The sequence below is a fragment of the Bacteroides sp. 90-K9/2 genome (genome assembly GCF_047310725.1).
GTDB lineage: Bacteria > Bacteroidota > Bacteroidia > Bacteroidales > Bacteroidaceae > Bacteroides > Bacteroides vicugnae.
Genome location: NZ_JBCGVL010000001.1, coordinates 1,521,574 through 1,545,480, shown reverse-complemented (window position 1 = coordinate 1,545,480; position 23,907 = coordinate 1,521,574). Strand labels below are relative to the sequence as shown.

The 23,907-nt window shown below is 39.1% G+C and carries 16 protein-coding genes and 1 pseudogene; 14 read left to right on the top strand and 3 right to left on the bottom strand.

Annotated features, from left to right (window positions below):
• Window positions 1–90: 90 nt before the first annotated feature.
• From AAHJ11_RS06055 to AAHJ11_RS05990, 14 genes are all read left to right on the top strand, one after another.
• The gene (locus AAHJ11_RS06055) at window positions 91–2,202 is read left to right on the top strand and encodes a hypothetical protein (RefSeq protein ID WP_320974313.1); all 2,112 of its coding nucleotides are present in this window, start codon (window positions 91–93) and stop codon (window positions 2,200–2,202) included.
• A gap of 15 nt (window positions 2,203–2,217) precedes the next feature.
• Window positions 2,218–5,481, top strand: a complete 3,264-nt coding sequence (locus tag AAHJ11_RS06050; protein WP_413579189.1) for a DUF4450 domain-containing protein — start codon at window positions 2,218–2,220, stop codon at window positions 5,479–5,481.
• Between the two features lie 33 nt (window positions 5,482–5,514).
• The gene (locus AAHJ11_RS06045) at window positions 5,515–6,924 is read left to right on the top strand and encodes a glycoside hydrolase family 28 protein (protein ID WP_259011381.1); all 1,410 of its coding nucleotides are present in this window, start codon (window positions 5,515–5,517) and stop codon (window positions 6,922–6,924) included.
• A 30-nt stretch (window positions 6,925–6,954) separates the two neighbouring features.
• A complete protein-coding gene (locus AAHJ11_RS06040) occupies window positions 6,955–7,290 on the top strand; it encodes a hypothetical protein (RefSeq protein WP_148364286.1) in 336 nt (111 codons plus the stop codon).
• Between the two features lie 193 nt (window positions 7,291–7,483).
• Window positions 7,484–8,194 carry a hypothetical protein gene (locus AAHJ11_RS06035; protein ID WP_148364288.1) on the top strand — a complete coding sequence of 237 codons (711 nt, stop codon included), beginning with the start codon at window positions 7,484–7,486 and terminating at the stop codon, window positions 8,192–8,194.
• A gap of 43 nt (window positions 8,195–8,237) precedes the next feature.
• The gene (locus tag AAHJ11_RS06030) at window positions 8,238–8,750 is read left to right on the top strand and encodes a DUF4251 domain-containing protein (RefSeq protein ID WP_148364289.1); all 513 of its coding nucleotides are present in this window, start codon (window positions 8,238–8,240) and stop codon (window positions 8,748–8,750) included.
• Window positions 8,751–8,766: 16 nt separating this feature from the next.
• Window positions 8,767–9,492: a DUF4369 domain-containing protein gene (locus tag AAHJ11_RS06025; protein ID WP_148364290.1), complete on the top strand. Its 726-nt coding sequence runs from the start codon at window positions 8,767–8,769 to the stop codon at window positions 9,490–9,492.
• Between the two features lie 294 nt (window positions 9,493–9,786).
• A complete protein-coding gene (locus AAHJ11_RS06020) occupies window positions 9,787–10,296 on the top strand; it encodes a DUF4251 domain-containing protein (protein ID WP_148364291.1) in 510 nt (169 codons plus the stop codon).
• A 15-nt stretch (window positions 10,297–10,311) separates the two neighbouring features.
• A complete protein-coding gene (locus AAHJ11_RS06015; RefSeq protein WP_122135676.1) occupies window positions 10,312–11,127 on the top strand; it encodes a DUF4369 domain-containing protein in 816 nt (271 codons plus the stop codon).
• 26 nt (window positions 11,128–11,153) lie between these two features.
• Window positions 11,154–11,987: a DUF4369 domain-containing protein gene (locus tag AAHJ11_RS06010; RefSeq protein WP_122135677.1), complete on the top strand. Its 834-nt coding sequence runs from the start codon at window positions 11,154–11,156 to the stop codon at window positions 11,985–11,987.
• Complete coding sequence (locus tag AAHJ11_RS06005) at window positions 11,980–12,354, top strand: DUF1573 domain-containing protein (protein ID WP_122135712.1); 375 nt, start codon at window positions 11,980–11,982, stop codon at window positions 12,352–12,354. Before AAHJ11_RS06010 ends, AAHJ11_RS06005 begins: the two co-directional genes overlap by 8 nt.
• Window positions 12,355–12,430: 76 nt before the next feature.
• A complete protein-coding gene (locus AAHJ11_RS06000) occupies window positions 12,431–14,032 on the top strand; it encodes an O-antigen ligase family protein (RefSeq protein WP_297284638.1) in 1,602 nt (533 codons plus the stop codon).
• A gap of 23 nt (window positions 14,033–14,055) precedes the next feature.
• Window positions 14,056–16,008 carry a discoidin domain-containing protein gene (locus AAHJ11_RS05995; RefSeq protein WP_148364293.1) on the top strand — a complete coding sequence of 651 codons (1,953 nt, stop codon included), beginning with the start codon at window positions 14,056–14,058 and terminating at the stop codon, window positions 16,006–16,008.
• Window positions 16,009–16,908: 900 nt separating this feature from the next.
• Window positions 16,909–21,195, top strand: a complete 4,287-nt coding sequence (locus AAHJ11_RS05990; RefSeq protein ID WP_320974307.1) for a two-component regulator propeller domain-containing protein — start codon at window positions 16,909–16,911, stop codon at window positions 21,193–21,195.
• 61 nt (window positions 21,196–21,256) lie between these two features.
• Here AAHJ11_RS05990 and AAHJ11_RS05985 read toward each other — a convergent pair whose 3' ends face one another.
• The 3 genes and pseudogenes from AAHJ11_RS05985 to AAHJ11_RS05975 all read right to left on the bottom strand — a co-directional run.
• Complete coding sequence (locus AAHJ11_RS05985) at window positions 21,257–22,396, bottom strand: glycoside hydrolase family 88 protein (RefSeq protein ID WP_320974308.1); 1,140 nt, start codon at window positions 22,394–22,396, stop codon at window positions 21,257–21,259.
• 143 nt (window positions 22,397–22,539) lie between these two features.
• A complete protein-coding gene (locus tag AAHJ11_RS05980) occupies window positions 22,540–23,187 on the bottom strand; it encodes an HAD family hydrolase (RefSeq protein WP_148364296.1) in 648 nt (215 codons plus the stop codon).
• Between the two features lie 260 nt (window positions 23,188–23,447).
• Window positions 23,448–23,907, bottom strand: a pseudogene (locus AAHJ11_RS05975) (glycoside hydrolase); the annotation flags it as partial.

Here is a 23,907-nt window from a genome sequence, read left to right as displayed (position 1 = left end):
ATTAGGTTGGGGTGACGCGGATTTTTGAAAGAGAATCCGCGTCATTGTTTCAAATATAAATACTTTTGCAAATAACAATAACAAAGAATGATGAAAACATTAGCAGCATATATTGCAGCACTTCTTGTTTGGACAGCTTGCGGAGACGGAAAACAGTCCGTTATTGACCGTGAGGCGCTGGTAGAAAGAAATAGTCCCGTTGTTACGGCATTCGATTCATTGGCTTCCCTTTCTGTAGGAAATGGAGAGTTTGCTTATACGGTAGATATAACCGGTTTACAGACATTTCCGGACAATTACAGCAAAGGTGTTCCATTAGGAACGCAAAGCCAGTGGGGATGGCATAGCTTTGCCAATCCGGAACATCTCACTCCGGAAGAAACCTTGAAAGAGTACGATTTTGGGCGAGGGAAGAAAGAACTTTATGCCACACAGTTCAAAGAGAAAGGCAGACAGCAAGATGCCGCTAACTGGTTTCGTGTCAATCCACACCGTCTTCATTTAGGGATTGTCGGTTTCGACGTGAAAAAAGATACGGATATTGAACAAGTGACTGATATTCATCAGAAACTTTGTTTGTGGAATGGAAAAATTGAGAGCAGGTTTAAATTAAATGGTGAAGATTATCAGGTGGAGACTGTCTGCCATCCTTCCAGTGATATGATTGCTGCTCATATAACCTCCAAGGCACATACCGGAATTTGTTTTCGCTTTCCGTATCCTACAGGAGGACACTGTGATGATGCTTGTAATTGGGAAGCCGTTGATAAACATACGACGACGATTGTTACTCAAAATGAATCTTCTGCAGTCCTGAAGCACACTTTAGATAGTACAGAGTATTATATAACTTTGCATTGGGAAGGGAAAGCGACTTTGAATGAAAAAGCAAAGCATTATTTTGTCCTGACCCCGATAGACGACAAACTGGCTTTTACCTGTGCTTTTACTAGTGAAGCTCCTTCTACGCAGACTGTCACCGTGGAACAGATTCAGGAAGAAGCAAAAAACTATTGGAACTCTTTCTGGAAAGAAGGTGCGGCAGTTGATTTCTCGTCATGTACGGATTCACGCGCCAAAGAATTGGAACGACGTGTGGTACTTAGTCAATATCTGCTTGCTATTCAAAGCGCGGGTACTACTCCTCCGCAAGAAACGGGACTTACTTATAATTCATGGTTTGGTAAATTTCATCTTGAAATGATCTGGTGGCACGAAGCCCAATTTGCTCTCTGGAACCGTAGCAATTTACTCGACCGTACACTTGCTTGGTATGAAAAAGCAGAACCTATGGCACGCCAAATAGCACAGAGACAAGGATTTGACGGTGTTCGTTGGATGAAAATGACCGACCCGTCAGGAACAGAAGCTCCCTCTAAAGTAGGAAGTTTTTTGATCTGGCAACAACCCCATTTAATTTATCTGGCAGAATTGCTTTATCGTGCCGATCCGACTAAAGAAGTACTAGAGAAATATAATCGTTTAGTACAAGAGACGGCTGAATTTATGTACTCCTTTGCTACCTATGATGAACTGGAAGGACGCTATGTGTTGAAAGGTGCCATCCCCGCACAAGAAACGTTACGTGCAGCAGAAACTGTTAATCCTCCTTTCGAACTTTCTTACTGGCATTTTGCAATGCAGACCGCCCAACAATGGCGTGAGCGCATGGGGCAACAGCGTAATCTGGAATGGGATGAAATGCTCGACAAACTTTCACCTCTAGCTTATAATGCAGATGGACTTTATCTGGCTGCTGAAACAGCTACAGATACTTATAAAGACATTCGTTATACTTCCGATCACATGGCAGTGCTGGGTTCAGTCGGTATCCTTCCGATGAATAAACTTATCCGGGAAGATTATATGAAAAATACATTGCACTGGATTTGGGATAACTGGAATTGGGGTAAAACCTGGGGATGGGATTATCCGATGACAGCCATGAATGCTGCCCGTCTGGGCGAACCGGAAAAGGCTGTTGGAGCTTTACTGATGGATAAACGCACAAATACATACCTGATAAATGGTCATAATTATCAGGATGGTCGTTTGCGCGTTTATTTACCGGGTAATGGTGGCTTGTTGACTGCTATTGCAATGATGTGTGCAGGTTGGGACGGGTGTCTTGAAACTAATCCGGGATTCCCGAAAGACGGGACATGGAATGTTCGTTGGGAAGGATTGAAGCCATTACCATAATCAAACACAAAAAATATGAAATATTTTCGTCTGAATCTTATTTTAAAAGGAGGGCTTACTGCTTATTGTCTTTTTATGTTGCCGGCAATGCAATTAAATGCTCAAAGAGAGGCAAAACAGATCGGTGACTTTAAAGAATCCATCTCCTTAAACGAGCATTTGCGAGGGGCAAAACGGACGTTGCAATACCATCCTGATGGAGATGAATTTGTTTGTATCAACGGTAAGAACCGCTATACCCGTGCTTTGTATGGTAGACATAGCCCTTTTCGTGTAGAAACAAGTGACCGGCCGGTTTTTGCGTTTTATAATAATGGACGTGGAGGAAATATAAGTTTCAAAATCATTCTTCGTGATGGAACAGAAGTCGCACTTGACCGTACCGGACATTGTGAATCCCGCTACTCGGCAGGAAAACGTACCTATTATCTGACAGACCCTTCTTGGGGAAAAGGAGAACTGCGTATTGTAGTATTGGCATTAGCCGATATGGACGGAGCTATCTGGCGTTTTTCCGCTTCGAATATGCCTAAAGGGGCTATACTTCGTTGGCAGCATGGAGGTGCTACCGGGAAACGTTTGAGTCGTAATGGAGATATGGGAGTCGATCCGGCTGATTGTTTCGAACTTCCGGCCGAAGCTGCCGACCTTGTCACAGGTGAACTTCCCTTGCAGAAAGAAGCATACTTAGTACGTGGGGAAGTGCCTGAACAATCTAATGCCCGTAAACTCTATCAAAAAGCGGAGGCGGCTTCTTTGGCATTAGCCTCCCGTTTGAAAATAGAAACTCCGGACCCTTATTTGAATACCTTGGGAGGAGCGTTAGTTGCTGCTGCCGATGGAATTTGGGATGGGCAAGTCTGGTTGCACGGTGCTATTGGCTGGCGTATGCCGTTGAGTGGGTGGAGAGCCGGGTATACCGGTGATGCTTTAGGATGGCATGATCGGGCACGTACTCATTTTGATGCTTATGCGACCAGTCAGGTGACTGATGTTCCGAATACAATTCCGCATCCGGCACAGGACTCCACAATGAATCTGGCACGTTCGGAAAAACGTTGGGGAACTCCTCAATATAGTAACGGTTATATTTGCCGGAATCCGGGGCGCAATAATCAAATGCATCATTATGACATGAATCTTTGTTATATGGATGAACTCTTATGGCATTTCAACTGGACGGGAGATACGGCGTATGTCCGTAAAATGTGGCCTGTAATTACCCGTCATCTTGCTTGGGAAAAATTAAATTATGATCCGGACAATGATGGCTTATATGATGCTTATGCTTGTATCTGGGCAAGCGATGCACTTTATTACAATAGTGGTGCTGTCACCCATTCATCGGCTTACAACTATCGTTCCAATAAAATGGCAGCTTTTCTAGCTTCCTTGATAGGTGAAGATTCTGTACCTTATCAGAAGGAAGCCGAACAAATATTGAAAGCGATGAATAAACGCCTTTGGATGCAGAGTAAAGGTTGCTGGGCGGAGTATCAGGATTTCATGGGACATCGTCGGCTTCATGAAAGTCCGGGATTGTGGACTATATATCATGCACTTGATAGTGAAGTTGCTGATCCTTTTCAGGCTTATCAGGCTACGCGCTATGTCGATACGGAAATACCTCATATTCCCGTATGTGCCGATGGACTGGAAGAGGGATATGCAACGATTGCCACTACCAATTGGTTACCTTATTCCTGGAGTATCAATAATGTGGCTTTTGCAGAGGTGATGCATACAGCTTTGGCTTATTTTCAGGCAGGACGTCCGGAGGAAGGATGCCGACTGATGAAAAGCTCCTTTCTGGATGGTATGTATCTAGGGAACAGTCCGGGTAATTTTGGACAAGTCAGTTTTTATGATGCTGCCCGTGGAGAATGCTATCGTGACTTCGGAGATCCGATTGGGGTAGCTTCCCGATTGTTGGTACAAGGTTTGTATGGTATTTTACCGGATGTTTTGAACGGTAAGATGGTGATTCGTCCGGGATTTCCCGCGGAATGGTCAAAAGCTTCTATTTCTTTGCCGGATATGACTTATAGCTTTGTTCGGGAAAAAGATGTTGATACCTACCAAATAGAGCAACGTTTTGAGACTCCTTTGGCATTGACATTACAAGTGAATGCCGGGAGAGAAGAAATTCATTCGGTGAAAGTGAATGGGAGAGAGGCTGACTGGAGTTTTGCAGAAGCGGCTTCTGGTTATCCGGTGATTATCATCCCTGCCTCTTCTGCAAAGAAATCAACAGTCGAAATTGTATGGGGAGGAAAAAGTTTGAGTTCGATGCTGCCTGAAATACAGACGGATGCTTTAGCGGAGATCAATATCCCTTCAACTTCAGGGGCATTATTCGGTGAAATATATGATCCACAGGGAGTTTTGGTACAACCGAACGTTAGTGATACATCTATTAGAAGTAAAGTCAACGATCATTTAGGGCATCATACTTTCTTTGTTCGCATGAAACAGGGACAAATGGAATGGTGGCAGCCTGTGAATATACAAATATCAGAATTAGAAAAATCATCGGTCGTTCTCCCTTTCTCACAGGTGAATACATTAGAGTGCCGGATGATAAATATGGATTCTCTGTTCAATGCGAATGTTACTGATATTTTCCGGAATAAGTATCTCACTCCCCGTTCACCTTATACCACTCTATCGCTTCCTATTCAGGGCATTGGTGAGTGGTGTCACCCGAAACTAACAGCTGATATTGACGATACGGGTTTGCGTGCGCTGGTACGTGATGAGGTGTTGACTACCCAATTGGGTGTTTCATTCCGAACATTGGCTCAAGGAAACAATATAGCTTTCACTTCTTTGTGGGATAATTATCCGGATAGCTTGAGTATTCCGCTTTCCGGTAGAGCTTCTCATGCCTATTTGATGATGGCAGGTAGTACTAACCACATGCAGTGCCGCATTGCTAATGGTATCATTCGTGTATTCTATACGGATGGTACTTCCGATGTGCTGGAATTAGTGAATCCGGATAACTGGTGTCCTATTGAGCAGGATTTCTATGTCGATGGTCAGGCATTCACTGTATCTTCTCCTCGTCCTTATCGTATTCATTTCAAGACAGGTATGGTAAGTAATGACTTGGGAAAAGACTTAGGAATAAAGGGTGTTTATGGACGTTCCATTGAGGGGGGAGCGGGCATACTTTTGGATATGCCTTTGAATCCTTCTAAAGAATTAAGCCATCTGACGTTGGAAACACTTTCGAACGATGTTGTTATCGGCCTGATGGGAATTACAATTCAATAAAACAAAAAATAAATGATTAAAAAGAGATGCATTATGATGAGAAGAACTATTTATTTACTACTTATACTGCTATTTGTGGCAGAGGTAACATCTGCGAATACTGTTGATTTTGATAAGGCGTTTAAAGAAAGTGCCCGTATCGAAAAACAAATTAAACGGACCTCTTTTCCGAAACGAACATTTCTTATAACTGATTTTGGAGCAAAAACGGATGATGAGGCTAATCCTTGCCATGAAGCCATTAATCAGGCTATTCTACAGTGCAGTCTGTCAGGAGGTGGCACAGTAATTGTTCCTAAAGGCACTTTTTATACCGGACCTATTACTCTAAAGAGCAATGTGAATTTCCATCTCGAAGAGGGAGCTGTTTTGAAATTCTCTACAGATCAGAGCCTTTACTTTCCTGCTGTGTTAACCCGTTGGGAGGGAATTGATTGCTATAACGCTCACCCCTTGATTTATGCCTATGGCGAAAGTAATATTGCCATAACCGGAAAAGGTATAATTGACGGACAGGGTAGCATGGAAACTTGGTGGCCGATGTGTGGAGCCGTAAAGTATGGTTGGAAAGAAGGCATGGTGGCTCAACGCAATGGAGGTCGTGAACGTCTGTTGATGTATGGTGAAACATCGACTCCTGTCTACAAGCGTCTGATGAAGCCGGAAGATGGTATGCGTCCGCAGCTATTGAACTTACATTCCTGCCACACCATCTTGATTGAAGGTGTTACTTTGTTAAACTCTCCATTTTGGGTGATTCATCCTCTTTTCTGTGAGAGCCTGATTGTCAGTGGAGTGACTGTTTATAATCGTGGACCTAACGGAGACGGATGTGATCCTGAATCTTGTAAGAATGTGTTGATAGAGAATTGTACATTTGATACGGGGGATGATTGCATTGCCATTAAATCAGGACGTAATGAAGACGGACGTAAATGGAATATTCCCAGTGAGAACATTATCGTACGTGGTTGCATGATGAGGAATGGACATGGAGGAGTAGTGATTGGCAGTGAGATTTCCGGTGGTTACCGTAACTTGTTTGTAGAAGACTGCCGGATGGATAGTCCGAATCTGGATCGTGTCATTCGTATTAAGACCAGTACTTGCCGGGGAGGGCTTATAGAAAATGTATATGTGCGCAATGTAACGGTAGGACAATGTCGTGAAGCAGTACTTCGTATCAATCTACAATATGAGAATCGGGAAAAATGCAAGAGAGGTTTTGATCCGATTGTCCGTAACGTGCATTTGAAAAATGTGACTTGTGAGAAGAGTAAATTAGGTGTGCTTATTATCGGATTGGAGGATGATAAACATGTATATAACATCAGTGTAGAGGATTCTCATTTTAATAATGTAGCCAAAGGAGGAAATGATATTAAAGGGGCGAAAGATGTCACTTTTAAGAACCTTTATATCAATGGCGAATTGGTGAAATAGGATATAATTTTAATAGATAAAAATCCGGCTATGAATGAAGAAGAATGGAAGACTGTCTATGACGTACAAATCTATGTTACATCTTTATCTGCAATAAGTGATTGTAATTGGAATAAGTTAGAATTCTGGATAAATCTTCATCAGAATGGTTTTATCTATAAATTGAGGCATTATTATCCTATACTTTCTGAAGATGATATACATATCATTCTTTTGTTACGTATCGACTTTAGTAATGCACAGATTTCAGAGTTGTTCCATATTCTAGGAAGTTCTTTTCGAATACGCCGTAGCAGATTGAAAAAGAAAATGAATGTTTCTTGTGAATCTATTACCGATTTTATTAAATCATTGTGTTTAGAATGATCTTTCTTTAAAAAACATATTTAAATGCGTATACATTGGCTGTGTATACGCATTTGTATACGGTTGAAATTTGTATTTCAATTTATAAATGTCGTCCTTTGTCATAACAAGAGTGATAAACTTTTATCCGTACTACTATTATGGTATCGCTTTGAAAAAAAATCAATATTATTAATCTCTCAGAGTTGTTCTTATGAAAAAGTGGAATCTTGGTTTTATGATGGTTGGATTAGCTTTTCTAATCAGTATTTCTGTACTTAGTTGCCAGACAAATGATGATGGCGATTACTCTCAACAGGTAGCAGAGGTGACTGCGGCCGATCTCTTTATTACTTCGGAAGCACATCAGAATTTGGAAAAAGAAATCAGAAAGAGTTTGAGAAAAAAGCAAAATGCCATTTCCAAATTCTCGAGAGAAGAAATGGAACAGTATCAGCAACTTAGAAAAGATTTACTTAATATGGAAACTCGTGCAGAAGCGAAAATACAATGGAATAAATTGCTTGGATACGATTATTATGCCAGCTTAGATCGGATCTCCAATTTAGCTAGAAAAGTTTATGAAGGGACAGATTTTACCAGATTAGAATTGATGAAGGCTCGGCAAAAGCGTAAAATGCGTCAAGTTGTTATCACTCGTGTTGAAAAAGATGAGGAGGCGATCCGAGACTGTATTGCAGCCTTTTCTGAAATAGCAGAGTGGAGAACAGAGGATTGCCTTAATGATTATGATATAAAAGTAATGGATATACCTTTTGTATCTTGGACTCAAGTTGCAATACTAGAAGAACAGTATAGACGGGAATGTGATCAATGTACCCAAGCGGTTGATGATTATTTGCAAACCGGAATAAGCAATTGTGAGAGTAGCAATGGTACGTGTCCTATTACGGCATTTCATTAAGCTTTTAAATTGTAATACATTTATGTTTAAGTTATAATTTAATATGAAAGTAAAAAAGCAAATTTTTGTTCTATTTTTGACAATGCTGGTAGGAATCCCTATTCTTTCTGCCCAAAACAAAAAAGAACAAAAAAAACAAAAGGTGGAAGTTATCAAAAATATCATTGTATCAAGAAACTATAGGATCGACGCGGATACTTATATACATCCGGATAGAGATCCCATACTATTGGATGAGTCCGATAATTCGATTGAAATTAGAAATGATTCTGTCTTTTCTACTCTTCTTTATCTCGGTCAAGTTGATATACCATACGGTAGGAGAGGAGCTGAACTTTTCTTTCAAGCTCCTTTGAAAAAATATACAATGGATATAGATAAAAAGAAAAATACTCACATCAAGTTTTCAGTAGATGCAGCAATAGGTGATTGTAACTTTTATATTAAGGTGTATCCCAATGGAAGTGCGAGCATTTATGTCACCTTGCAGCAGGGGAAGAGTGTTAATTTTTTAGGAGAATTAAATATGCGAAGAGAAGAAACGGAGTCTTTGTAGCACTTAATATATTATTATGAAAAAATATCTATTCATTTTTATTTTCGTATCTATAGTCCAGCTATTCTATGGACAAGAAAAATACACTATCCAGGGTGAATTACCCGACCATTCGTTAGATAATAGTTATTTGCGTTTGACTAATAGTTCAGCTCTTGGTGAAGAGAGTGAACGTATTAAACATTTATTTATTGATAGTATATTGGTGGTTGACGGGAAATTCCATTATGAAGGTGTACTTTCACAAAAGCCATTCTTAGCGTATCTTTCAAGTGCAAGGACAGGAAGAAATATGTTGAATTTCGGCCTGTATTTTATAGTTGAGCCTGGTAATATTCATATCCGTATTGCTAATTGGGCAGATGAGGGGGTGGTATCAGGTACTCCTATTAATGAAGATTACAGTACCTATATGATTGGCACAAAGAGAAGTATGGAAAATCAATTACTTTTTTTAGAAAAATATGCCCAATACCCGGATGTCGTACGATTCCACTTATCTTTTTTATTGAACGGACGAAGAATGTCAAGGGATCCTAATTTTCCAAAATATCTACAGATTCTCGACCGAATGCCTAAAGCAGATCGGGATATTCTTTTGGCTTGGCTGGACTATACTATTAAAAAGTATGAATATGAAAAAAAAACCAAACCATTATTGGACAGTATACGTAACAATGCCCCTCGTTTCATCGAGACTATTCCGAGTAATTCATCATCAACAACGATGAAAAATAAGTAGAATTTTAGTCTTATTGTGATTTGTGTGACGTGTTTTTGATTATGAAGTTGACAATCAGCGGGAGAATAAGTGCCCTATATGTTACTACCTTAAAAATAGTTTTATGAAAAAAACAAAGCTTTCTTGAATATGGTTGTGTTAACCTTTTTAATAGCCATATCTATGCTTAGTTGTCAATCGAATGATGATTATTTGCAAATCGGAATAGGCAATTGTGAGAGTAGCAATGGTACGTGTCCTATAACCGTATTTCATTAGGCTTTTTATACATCCATATTTAAGTTATAATCTAATATGAAAGTAAAAAAGCAAATTCTTGTTCTATTTTTGACAATGCTGGTAGAAATTCCGATTCTTTCTGCCCAAAGCAAAAAAGAACAAAAGAAACAAAAGGCGGAAGTTGTCGGAAAGATTGTTACATCAAAAGTCTACAAGATAAATGTAGGTATTTGCATTCTTCCATGTAAAGATCCTATATTATTGAATGAGTCTGATTATTCAATAGAAATTAAAAATGATTCTATTTTTTCTGATCTTCTTTATCTCGGTCAAGCTGATATACCATATAGGAGAGGAGCTGAACTTTACTTTCAGGCTCCTTTGAAAAAATATACTATGGATATAGATAAAAAGAAAAATGCTCACATCAAGTTTTCAGCAAATGCAACAATAGGTAATTGCAACTTTTATATTAAGGTATATTCCAATGGAAGTGCGAGCATTTATATCACCTTGCAGCAGGGGAAAAGTATCAATTTTTTAGGAGAATTAAATATGCGAAGAGAAGAAACGGAGTCTCTGTAACACTTAATTATTATCATGAGAAAATATCTATTCATATTTATGTTTGTATCTATAGCCCAACTATTTTACGGGCAAGAGAAATACACGATTCAAGGTGAATTTCCTGATAATTCGCTGGATGGAAAATATATAATACTGACCGATAAATCTTTTCTTCCTGATGAGTACAAACGTAAATGGAAAGCATCTGATGATGAAGTAAAAATATTGGTAACTGATAAAAAAATCTATTATGAAGGGGTAACTATGCGTAAACCTTTTTTGGCGCAAATCTATTATGATAGACCAACATTCAGTGGTCAGACAAGTGCGACTTCTTTTGTAATAGAACCTGGGAATATCCATATCCATATAACTGATTGGTATGAGGAAGGAAACGTATCGGGTACTCCTATCAATAAAGACTATGCCACTTGTGTCATTGAACGGAGAAATTTGGTAAATAGAGTTTTGCGAACTATTAGGTTAGAAGGGCAGACTCAAAAGGATGATAATTTCCATTCTTTTAATTCTGCATTTGAATGCTTCGAAGAAGGTGAATTGGCTTTCTTTGAGAAATATGCCAAATATCCGGATGTTATCCGAGTAATGTTATCTCGCTATTTGGAAGTTAAGGAATTAAATAAAAGATTGGTGGATGCTAAATATTTACGTATTCTTGACTTAATGCCCAAAGCGGATCGAGATATTTTGATAGAGTGGCGAGAGTATACAATGAAGAGAGAGGAGTATTGGGCAAAGAGAAGAGCGTTGACCGATAGTCTTAATCGTAATGCTCCTCGTTTTATTGAAAGACGGGTAAATAATATGCTTGATATAACTGTAAAATGATTTTATAGAGTTAAAGTGTAATTAATATGAAAGAGAAACTGTTTTTTCTCATTATATTCGTATTTTCTGCTCAATTGCTTTTGGGGCAAGAGAAATTTACGATTCGGGGTGAATTCCCTGATAATTCTTTAGATGGTAAATATGTGTTATTAATAGATAAATCGTATCTTCTTGAAGAAAGGGAAGGACAAAAACAAGCATACGGCAACAGCATAAAAATAAAGGTGATTGGCAAGGAATTTTTTTACGAAGGAACTGTCACACGAAAGCCTTTTTTTGCACAAATATCCTATGATGGACCACCGTTCCATAAAGGGACTGATATTAATCTTTTTGTGGAACCGGGTAATATCTATATTCGTATGGTTGATTGGGACGATAACGCTAATGTATCGGGCACTTCCATCAATGAAGATTATGATACTTATATTCTTGAGCGAGAAGCTCAATGGAATGCTGTATATTGGAATAGAGAACGTAGAAAAATGGCGAAAGATAGTACTAATATAGAGAATTGTAAGCTATTGGATATATCAGAAACTGAACAGCGTTCAGAAGGTCGGTTTACTTTTCTTGAAAAATATGCAAAATATCCGAATGTCATCCGAGTCATGTTGGCTCGTGATTTAAGGACAAAATACCCGATTAGGGAGCCTGAACTCTCTCAATATTTACGCATTATCGATTTAATGCCCCAAGCGGATCGAGATGCTTTTTTATCATGGTGGGATTATATTATGAAAGAACGAGAATTTAAAAAGAAGAGCCGAATGATATTAGATAGTTTGATCGGTGATCCACCCCGTTTCATCGAGACTATTCCGAGTAGTTCATCATCAACAACTATAAAAAATGAGTAAAATCCTTGGTTTTATTGTTATTCTGCTGATTTGCGTTTCTTGCAATCCAAAAAGGAAGGCAGAGATGTCCCTGTCTTCCTATACACACGATTTCGGAATAATTAGTTCTGATATAATTTGTCGTGATAGCATTACAATCACCAATGTTGGCAATGCCAGGTTGGAAATAGGAGAGATCGAAACTGGATGTGGATGTACACAAGCATCGGTGGAGAAGTATGAATTAAATCCTGATGAATCGTGCTCGCTTCATTTTTCTTTCAATCCGAAAGGAAAGGGATTGGGAGCGAAAGAAGAATTAATTATTATCAATGCAAATACAGACTCCCTCTTTTATATTCTGCAAGTTAAGGCAATTATTCAGTGATAATGTTTTTACGTTTTCTTTTTTACTTATCACCACCTTATACTTATCGGCTGATTGGTTTATGGATAGGTATTTTATGCCTAAAAATATAAGTTTCGTTGTCGGCATCATAGTATGGGGAGGTATTTGCATAGGGAACTGGAAGCGAAAAATTAGCCTGTTTGTTGATTTTCTATTTGTGTCTTTTACTGTTTTTATGGGATATGTTTTCGTTTGCAGTCTCTTTACATCACAATATATACACAGTGTATACATCGTATCTGGATGGATTCTTTTTGTGTTGATGCGTAATGGAAAAAATCCTACAGAAACATTTAATAGCATTTTAGCTGTCGTTGGAGTTTTGTCGGCCTTGTATGGCTTGCTGCAATATGTAGGGTGTATAGAAACTCAATCTTATTTTTCTGTTACTGGTTCTTTTGATAATCCCGCCGGATTTGCAGCAAGCATCGTTCTCTGTTATCCTTTTCTTTTGTGCCAGACTTCTAATGGAAAAAGAAAAACGCTCAAGTTTATGGCGTGTCTTCTCCTCTTTATAGTCGTTATCTTATCCGGTTCGAGAACAGGGATACTTACTTTATGCGTAGTAACACTTCTTTTTTACGCTCTCCGCTATCGGAAGTTAATTCATAGAAGGCGCATCTTTTTTATCAGCGGAGGCACTTTGTTGCTAATAGGTTTATTCATTGGACTGATTTATCTGAAACCAGCTTCCGCTTCCGGTCGTGTTCTGATTTGGAAAGTATCTGCCGGATTGTGTAAGGAAAATATGATTCGAGGAAATGGACTTGGCTCTTTTAAGGCGGATTACATGCCGGAACAAGCCAAATATTTGTCTTCTTTTCATGCTGTTGAAAGTGAAAGAATGTTAGCAGGGAATACGAATCATCCATTTAACGAGTATTTGTTGTTGCTGATTGAACAAGGACTTATAGGAATCGCTTTATTCTTATTGTTGTTGGTTGCTGTTTTTCGAAGTAATGTGTCATTTGATACTCCAGCCTTACTAGCAATTGTTTCTATTGCTATATTTTCCTGCTTTTCTTATCCATTCAAATATGCTTTTGTTTGGTTCATGACTATCTACTGCCTCGCTTCACTTAATCAACGGGAGGTTGCTCTACGAACAATATGTTTCAACAAGCCATTTTTATTGATTATTCTTTTTATACTCTGTTTTTTTTCGATTAAGAATATTCTTTTCGAGCGTACATGGAAACGAATTTCGTTGGTTGCAGAAAAGAACAATGGTTTGCTGGATAACGAATTATCTGTATTTACCAAGCTATATGATGAGTGGAATGGCAATCCCTATTTCTTGTACAATTATGCATCAGAATTGAAGAATGTGGAATTGTACAAACAAAGCGTCAACATATTCTTGCATTGCGAATCTTATATCAATACATATGACCTGCAAATGCAATTAGCTGATAATTACTATCAGATGGGGTGTTGGGAAGAGGCTGAAAGACGCTATAAACTGGCACAATGTATGTGTCCTAGCCGTTTTCTTCCATTGCAAGGACTTTTGAGAATCTACGTAAAATCTAATAACTGTATACTTGCCGAACGGGTAGCCTTAGAAATAATCAATAAACGGATAAAGATACCATCTTACACTGTTTCTATCATACAAGAAGAGGCTAAAACCTATTTGCGCAAAAAGAATATTTAATTATAAACTAACAATCATACAAAATGAAAGCCACATTCATCTTTCTTTTTCTTCTTTTGCTTTTCAGTTGTCAAAGCCCTGAAGAAAAACAATTGGAAAAGGTGTTGACACTGTCGGGCAACAATCGTCCGGAACTCGAAAAAGTGTTGGAGCATTATAAAGAAAACGAAGCCGAAAGTTTGAAACTTAGAGCTGCCAAATTCTTGATAATGAATATGCCTGGACACCAATCGTACACCGGGAAAGATATTGAAGAATATTATACTGAAGCCGAAAAGATAATCTTCTCTGGCAGAAAGATTGACGATCAGGTGAATGAGTTAAATAATCTGTTGTTAGAGTTTTCATCAGATGATTTTGAATTTAAGGAAGATTACTCTATCATAAAAGCCAACTTTCTGATAAGAAGTATAGACGCGGCTTTTGACGATTGGCAACAAGGTAGTTGGGCGAGAGGTATTACATTTGATGAATTTTGTGAATATATGCTTCCTTATAAGTGTGTAGAATTTCAGGCTTTTGATGATTGGCGCAATGTGTTGAAACCGATAGCTAATGACACGTTATCTGATTATTTTTATAACGATATCTGGAATAAAACACCTTATTATGCAGCGGAAGCTATTAATATCAAATTGCGTGATACCGTTATTGTCGATTTGAAAAAGCCTCTGAAGTGGCATGCGTTATATAAGGTTCCGTTTTGGTGCAATATTCCTTCCAATTCTTGTGAGACAAGGACAAACACTGCTTTAGCTATCATGCGTAGTAAGGGGTTTGCGGTCTCGTATGATTTCGTTTTGCAGTGGCCTACAAAAGCACATGCACATTCGTGGCTAAGTATTCTGATAGATCACGATCGCCGAATGGTATGTGAAGGAGGACATGAACCTTTCTTAGCTTTCCTACGACCAGGCGAATGCAAAGGAAAAGTATATCGAAGAACGTATTCTCCCAATCAGGGCTTGGTCCGGTTGAATGAGGAAGCTGGCAGTGTTCCGAAAACGTTGCGTAATGTCTTTATGAAAGACGTTACAGATGAATATGGGACGACTATTAACCCTGCTTTTCCTGTACTTTCTGGGGAAAGAGAACGCAGAGAAAAATATGCGTATCTGGCAGTATTTGATAATGAGAAATGGATTCCTATTTGCTTTTCTGAAATAAAAGAAAGTAAGCGGGTCACCTTTGATAAAGTAGAGAAAGGAGCTGTCTATCTGCCGGTATATTATATAAACGGAAGGGTTCGCCCGTTCAATTATCCCGCTTTGTTGAATGAGAAAGGTGAACTGGAGTTCTTGAAACCTGACAGCGCACATAAAAGAAGCATTAGTCTAAAACGGAAATATCCCTTAACACGTAAAGCGTTTACCGCAGCACTCCGTTTAAAGTACAGCATGTTTCAAGCTGCCCAAAAGGAGGATTTTAGCGATGCTGTTACAGTGCATACGTTTAAAGAGTATAGCGTATCGGGTAGCGTGAATATAAGCGATACCACAAAGTATCGTTATTGGCGTTATATCTGTCCTAAACCATATCGCTGTAATATTGCAGAATTAATGTTCTTTGATAAAGGCAATAAGAAATTGACAGGAACAATTATAGGTTCTGAAGAACGAAGCAAAAATCCTCACTATAGCCGTTCTGCAGCTTTTGACTTGAATCCGTTGACTTTTTTTGCATCTAAAACGTTGAGGGATGGCTGGGTTGGATTGGATTTGGGCAGACCGGAATCTGTTGGAAGAATAGGCTATATGACACGTAATGATGACAACAATGTTCGTATTGGTGATACATACGAGTTGTTTTATTGGGATATGGATGGTTGGCATTCAATACAGAAAAAAGTAGCGGATGATTTTGAACTGACATTCCATAATGTCCCGCAAAATGCTTTGCTGTTATTAAAAAATCGAAGTAGAGGAAAAGACGAACGAATTTTCTTATATCGAGATATTAAACAGGTGTGGTATTAATTCATCGGTAAAATACATATGTAGAATTGGAATATGAATCATCTTATGAAATGGAGTCGACAGCGATATAATAATAAACGATTATATGCCCCAACACTGTAGTTTCCACATTCTCATTCCCCCTTCACCTTTCATTGCAAAAGCTGATGAATAAAGCGATACAGGGTGAAGAAGCTGCCTTTCACCTATGCTTTCATATTATACGTTTTTTTTAATCCAAAGCTAAGCTTTAGAAGTAGTAAAGCATAGCTTTAGCCTGCTTAAAGCAGTGCTTTTTAAAGATCAAAGAGTTTGTTTCAATCATTTAGCATCTTTCACTTGGAATATCCTAATGTTTGTTTCAAATCTTAGGAAGAAAAAAACTGGTTGCCGGGAGCATAATAAATTTAGCTATAAGCATATTCTGATTTGCTATAGTGAAAATTAGATTTGCTATAATGAAATCGGAAGTGAACTCTCGGTGAAAGGCGGCCCTTCACCCGATAACACCGATGAACAGGAGAAGGTGAAGGGTGAAGCGTTTTTCGGCACTCTTTCTTTTTTGGGGAGATACTACTGCTGGTATTAGAGAAAACTAATTAGTTTGCTTACTTCTGTACCGGAGTTGAGCTCATGTAAAGTACAGCTCGGTATATGGAAAAAATGACATAAATATGGATAATAATCCTTATTCGGAATTTGTAGGAATCTTTTTTTGTACTTTATTTACTTTTTAACTAGTTTTGTTCACATAGATTTTAAAAGAGTCATTTGCTAAACGTGTATCTAGTCCGTTTGTCGTCTGATTATATTAGGAACAAACTTATATGGAATTTCTATTATTTCATAATGCTGTACTCTTTATTGCAGTGGGAAAGACGTATCTTTGTAACCAGCAATCAAAATAACCTAAAGGACTGTATGAAAAATAAATTATTATCCCTCTTCGCTTTGTTGTTTTTATTTGTGTCGGAAAGTTATGCCGATATCGAACTTAGTTCCAAACAAATGAGGACCAGTGACGGACTACCCAGTAATTCTGTGCGATGTATGTATCAGGATAGTAAAGGATTTTTATGGTTGGGCACTTTAGATGGATTGACCCGCTATGATGGTAATTCTTTTCTTACCTATCAGTTGGAAACCGGCAAACACGATCAGGTCTCTTTGGCAGACAATAGAATAAAACAGGTAGCGGAGGATAAAAATGGTTTCCTATGGATAAAGACAGTACCGGAATTGTTCAGTTGTTATGACTTGCAAAAAGCTTGTTTTGTCGATTTTACCGGTACCGGAGATGATGGAGAGAGTTACTCGGAAATATATATGTCTTCTAATGGAGATGTGTGGCTTTGGCACAGAGCAAGTGGAGTGCGTCAAATCGTTTGTAAGGAGAATCGTACCATGACTTCTGTGAAGTTCCGCGCAGAGTCAGGAAGATTGCCGGACGATCGAATTAAATTTATCAATGAAGATTCCAGTGGCAGAATATGGATTGGTACCATGCATGGACTTGCATCGGTCTATAAAGGGAAAGTTGAGATTGTAGATAGGGAACTGAATTTTTCCTCTTCTTTTCCTCATGGAGGGGATATGTATTTTTTGACAAAGGGTGGAGATGTATATCGCTGTGTCAATGGCTCGAAAAAGATAGATTGTTTAGCATCTCTTTCTACGATTGCCGGTAATACATCCGTCAGTGCACATTCATTGATAAAAGACAAATGGGTTATATTTACGTCAAACGAGGGAGTGTATGAGTTTGATTTTCAAACTATCCAAATAACTCCTTATCGGAAGTTGAAAATAAATAATGGGAAAGTTATTCATGACAATTACGGAGATTGTTGGGCTTACAATAATACGGGACGGATTTATTATATAAACGTGAAGAGCGGAGAAATAAAGGACTTCCAGTTGATCCCGGAAGAGAAGATGAAATATATAGATTATGAACGCTATCATGTGGTTCGTGATGATCGGGGAATAGTGTGGATTTCGACTTATGGGAACGGACTTTTCACTTATGATATTCAGGAAGACCGGTTGGAACACTTTGTTTCCGAAGGGAAGAATGCAGGACCTATAGGGTCAGATTTCTTGTTATGTTTGATGAAAGACAGGACAGGAGGAATATGGGTAAGCTCCGAATATTCCGGTTTGTCCCATATTTCCATTTCAAATAAAGGCATTACGCATGTCTATCCAGAATCACCGGATGTTTTTGACCGTTCGAATACAATCCGGTTACTGACTAAAATGTCGAATGGAGATATATGGGTAGGAACGCGAAGAGGTGGATTGTATAATTATGATTCTCATCTGAAAACTAAGATAGATAATCATTATTTGCCCTATAATATTTATGCGATTTCAGAAGATAGTCAGGAGAATATATGGATAGGAACCCGGGGAGACGGACTAAAAGTAGGAGACATTTGGTATAAACCGGATCCGTCTAATCCTTTTGCTTTGTCTCATTCTAATATTTATTCCATTCTTCGTGATAAAAAGAACCGTATGTGGGTGGGAACATTTGGAGGCGGATTAGATCTGGCCGAACAAACTGCGGGCGGACAATATAAGTTCCGTCGTTTCTTCCAACAAAAAAAATATGGTTTGCGGATAGTCCGGGTGATGGCAGAAGATGAAAAAGGAATGATATGGATGGGTACAAGTGAAGGAATTTGTATTTTCCATCCGGATTCATTGATAGCTGATGAAGACAACTATCGTTTGTTTAGCTATACGGATGGCAACTTTTGTAGCAATGAGATTCGCTGTCTGTTTCGTGACAGTAAAGGGCGTATGTGGGTGGGAACCTCGGGGGCCGGTTTGAATCTATGTGAATTGACAGATGATTGCCAATCTTTGAAATATACGCATTATGGAATATCAGAAGGACTGGTCAATAATATGGTTCAGGCTATTCAGGAAGATCATTCGGGGCAATTATGGATTGCCACGGAATATGGGATTTCAAGATTCAACCCGAACAGTCATTCTTTTGAAAACTATTTCTTCTCATCCTATACATTGGGAAATGTGTATAGCGAAAACAGTGCATGTATGGGAGCAGACGGGAAACTCATTTTTGGAACAAACTATGGATTAACCATTATTGACCCGAAAAAGATTCCAACCGAGAGACTGCTTTCCCCGATTGTTATTACCGGACTGTCTGTCAATGGAATTCAGGTGAAGCCTAATATGCCGGGTTCTCCTTTGCAGGAATCTTTGGCTTATTCGGATAAGATCACATTGAAATATTTCCAAAACTCTTTCATGCTTGATTTTTCTACTCTCGATTATTCGGATAATGGACAAATCAAGTATATGTACTGGCTGGAGAACTATGATAAAGGATGGAATGTTCCATCTTCTTTGAGCTTTGCTTCTTATAAATATCTTGAGCCGGGCACTTATATATTCCATGTGAAATACTGTGATGGCGCCGGCATTTGGAATGATACCGAAACAACTTTGAAGATTGTCATCGTACCGCCGTTCTGGAAAACAAGTTGGGCTATGCTTGGATATTTCATCTTGATATTAATAGCCTTGTATTTCACATATCGTATCATCATTAATTTCAATAGACTGCGCAACCGCATCAACGTTGAAAAGCAATTGACGGAATATAAACTGATATTTTTTACGAATATCTCTCATGAATTCCGTACTCCGCTTACGTTGATTCAGGGAGCATTGGAGAAAATGTACCGGATAGACGATATTCCTCAGGCATTATTGCATCCTTTGAAGGTGATGGATAAAAGTACCCAGCGCATGTTGAGGCTGATTAATCAGTTGCTGGAATTCAGGAAGATGCAGAATAACAAATTGGCTCTTTCTCTGCAGGAAACAGATGTAGTTGCTTTCCTGTATGAAATATATCTAAGTTTCAGTGACGTGGCAGAACAGAAAAATATGGATTTCCGCTTTTTGCCGTCAGTGCCATCCTACAAAATGTTTATTGATAAAGGAAACCTGGATAAAGTGGTTTATAACTTGCTCTCAAATGCTTTTAAATATACTCCTTCGGGTGGAACAATTCTGTTCTCTGTAAATGTGGATGAGGCAAAGAAGTGCTTGCAGATTCAGGTAGCCGATACGGGAGTAGGCATCCCTAAAGAGAAGCAGAGTGAACTGTTTAAGCGCTTTATGCAAAGCAGTTTCTCCGGAGATAGCATTGGGGTAGGGCTTCATTTGAGCCATGAATTGGTGCAGGTACATAAAGGAACCATTGAATATGAAGATAATGAAGGAGGAGGTTCTGTATTTATCGTATGTATTCCAACCGATAAAACGGTTTATTCGGAAAAAGATTTTCTGGTGCCCGGCAATGTTCTGTTGGAAGAAGCGAATATGCAAGCTCACCATTTGCAGGAACTTTCAGAAGAATATCAGGAACATGAGAAGGCTGTTACTTCATCGAGAAAACATAAAATACTAGTAATTGAAGATGATAATGATATTCGTGGATTCTTGCAAGAGGAACTAAGTGCTTATTTTGAAGTAGAAGTGGCTGCGGATGGAATATCCGGATTTGAAAAGGCATGTAACTATGATGTTGATCTGATTATCTGTGATGTGTTGATGCCCGGAATGACCGGTTTTGAAGTAACCAGGAAATTGAAAGCAGACTTTGCGACAAGCCATATTCCCATTATTTTACTGACTGCATTGACTTCGCCGGATAAACATCTGGAAGGTCTTGAGGCGGGAGCGGATATTTATATTGCGAAGCCATTTAGCTTTAAGCTTTTGCTTGCGCAAGTGTTCCGGCTGATAGAGCAATGCGAAAAGTTGCGGAAGAAATTCTCCAGTGAGCCGGGGGTGGTACGTCCTGCTTTATGCAACACGGACCGGGACAAGGAATTTGCAGACCAGTTGGTAGCTGTAGTCGAAAAGATTTATTCTCAATACAATATTTCTATTGATGAATTTGCGCAAATGATGGGGATGGGACGAACTGTGTTTTATAAGAAATTACGCGGAGTGACAGGATACTCACCGAATGAGTATTTACGTGTTGTCCGAATGAAGAAAGCTGCCGAATTGTTTTTAACCGAAAGGAATCTGACTGTTGCGGAAGTCTCTTATAAAGTTGGTATTAACGATCCCCTTTATTTCAGTAAATGCTTTAAGGCACAGTTTGGAGTATCTCCTTCTGCTTACCAGAAAGGAGAAAGAAATAAAGCTTAGAGTTTACGTTGAATCCGGTCTATGAAAAGTTGACCAGATTCAACGTAAGATTGTTTATCAACTATATATGGAGGTCTAATTTGTAGATTTCACTTCCGGCAAGCAGGAAGCAGCCTGTACCGAAATCTTCAAAATCAGGAACTTTATCATAAGTGACAGGCTGACTGTCTTTCGGTTCTTTGCCGGTTCCCTGTACATAGCCAAGAAAACCATTCGGGTGGACTGCATCTTTCACCATGGCATTCCATGCTTTTATGATTACAGGCAGATATGTCTTTTTATCCAATAGCCCGTTACGTACCCCCCAGGACATGCCGTATACGAAAAGGGCTGTACCGGAAGTTTCTTTGCCTCCAAAGTTTGTCGGGTCGTGGAGGCTGACATTCCAAAAGCCGTCTTCACGCTGACATTGTTTCAGTGCTTTGCTCATAGTCAGAAAATCATTGATGTAATCCTGACGATGTTTTTCATCGGATGGAATTTCATTCATAACTCGTACTAAAGCTGCATATACCCATCCGTTTCCACGGCTCCAGTAACAGTCTTTACCATTCGGTTCTTTGTACGGAGGATCGAAATTATGATCTCGCCACCATAAACCGTCTTTGGGGTTGAACATTCCGTTTTCTCCATGCTGGTTGCGGGTATATTCATACATGTCCCACATCTTATCAAAGTATTTCTGTTCGCCCGTAAGTTTTCCCATTTTGGCAAATATCGGCATCCCCATCTGGATGGCATCTATCCACCACCAGTCATTTACTTGTGGAGTGTTGACCAGCATATCCATATTGGCTTTCGTTTTCCGTATTTTTTCAGGATCAGGGCAAATGTTGTATAAATCGAGATAGATTTGGCTGGCGCAGTAGTTATCAGCATTACGGGTGGTTGTTCCCCGGTGGAATCCCCATTGGTGATAATCTGCCCATTCCTTGGCATAGAGGTAATATTCGTCTGCAGGATAGATGGAATAGAGTGCCATTAGACCCTCGTAATACACACTCCGTGTCCAGATATTACTAGGACGAACCACTTTTTTGACAAAAGAAGGAGTGCGATAATCAGCATATTTCTTCATAAAATAGTCGTTCACCTGGAGGGTTACTTTGAGAATATCTTTTTTATCGGGAACTGTCTGTGCTTTTATGTTCCCATAACTCAATATTACTCCGATAAAAAATAGTATAAGATGCTTTTTCATTGTATAATAAATTAAATTACTACTGTTCTTAGATTTAGGTGCACAAAAGTGAACCTTTCTTTACCTGTTGCAAAGAAAATGCATTGTAAGGAAAGTAATATTGAAATTTGTACGGAAAATATGTAATATTAGACTTTACCGGCCTAGAGGAACTGTTTTATCTCTTCAGCAGTATCTGTGAGGTATTGAGGAGCAAATTCTTCCAGCTCCGTGCATGGACGAAATCCCCAAGTCACTCCGCAAGCGGTAACTCCTGCATTGGCAGCCGTTTGCATATCTACACCGGAATCGCCTACATAAAGGACATCTTCCTTTTGTACATTGGCCAGTTTTAATATATCAAAAACAACTGCCGGATCGGGTTTGACATTTATTCCTTCCCGTTGGCCGAAAACTGCTGTAAAGTGAATACCGGGGAAGTAATGGGCAACCAGCTTTTCTGTGGCAGCCTGATATTTGTTGGATGCTACGGCAATTTGGATGCCTGCAGACTGCAGATAGGATAACAGTTCCGGAATGCCCGGATAAGGTCGGCTATCATCTGCATTGTGAATATCGTAATAAGGAACGAACTCATTGCGTACACGAAGTACATTTTCTTCCGTCTTTTCACCTTCGGGCAATGCGCGTTCAAAGAGTTTATTGATACCATTGCCTACCATGAAGTTGTACTTTTCTATTTCATGAGTGGGGTATCCTAATTTATTTAAAGCATAATTGGTGCTGTGGGCAAGGTCGGCGATGGTATTCAGCAATGTTCCATCCAGGTCAAATATAACTAGTTTCTTCATTCTTACTGTATCTTATTGTTCTCCTTTAATCTCTTTTACCGATACAAAAATAGGTAAAAAAGATAAGATAAAGAAATCCTTTCCTATCTTGCCGGGTTTTATCTTCTCCTTTGGAAAGAATTGTTTCTTGCCACGGAACTTTTAGTTTCATGACGGGAAACAATTAGTTCCACACCGAGAAACCAATGGTTTCACCGTATGGAACTAACAGTTTCAAGGCATGAAACTAGAAGTTTCAAACCAGGGAACTAAATTTGAAACTATTTCTTAGTAATCCGGAACCAGTCTACATCTGCCCATCCTCCGTCGTTAGTGACGATAGCTGGTCGTGTGCAGAACATTCCGACCTTTGTGCCAATCCATTGTCCTTCTCTTGCCTGGAAAGGATTGCCTAGTGGCTGATATTTCTTTCCGTCAAGGCTGTAGCTGAAGTTACACATCACAATGAGATCGTGTCCGCCTTCGCTGCCTTTGATCTTCTTGCCGTCATAGCTGAAACGAACTTTCAGATAAACAGTATTTTGAGAAAGATCCACAGAAGCATTTGCCTGTTCCGGTTTTCCTTTATCTGCTTTTTTACATTCAACTTGAGACAGGACCAGACCTTTATCTGTATTTTCCAGAATGATTCCGGCATAATCTCTACCCATTACAACCAGTCCGGTGCGTTCACCTTTATTTTTAGGATTAGGGGTAAACGTAAGTTTCATTGTTGCAGTG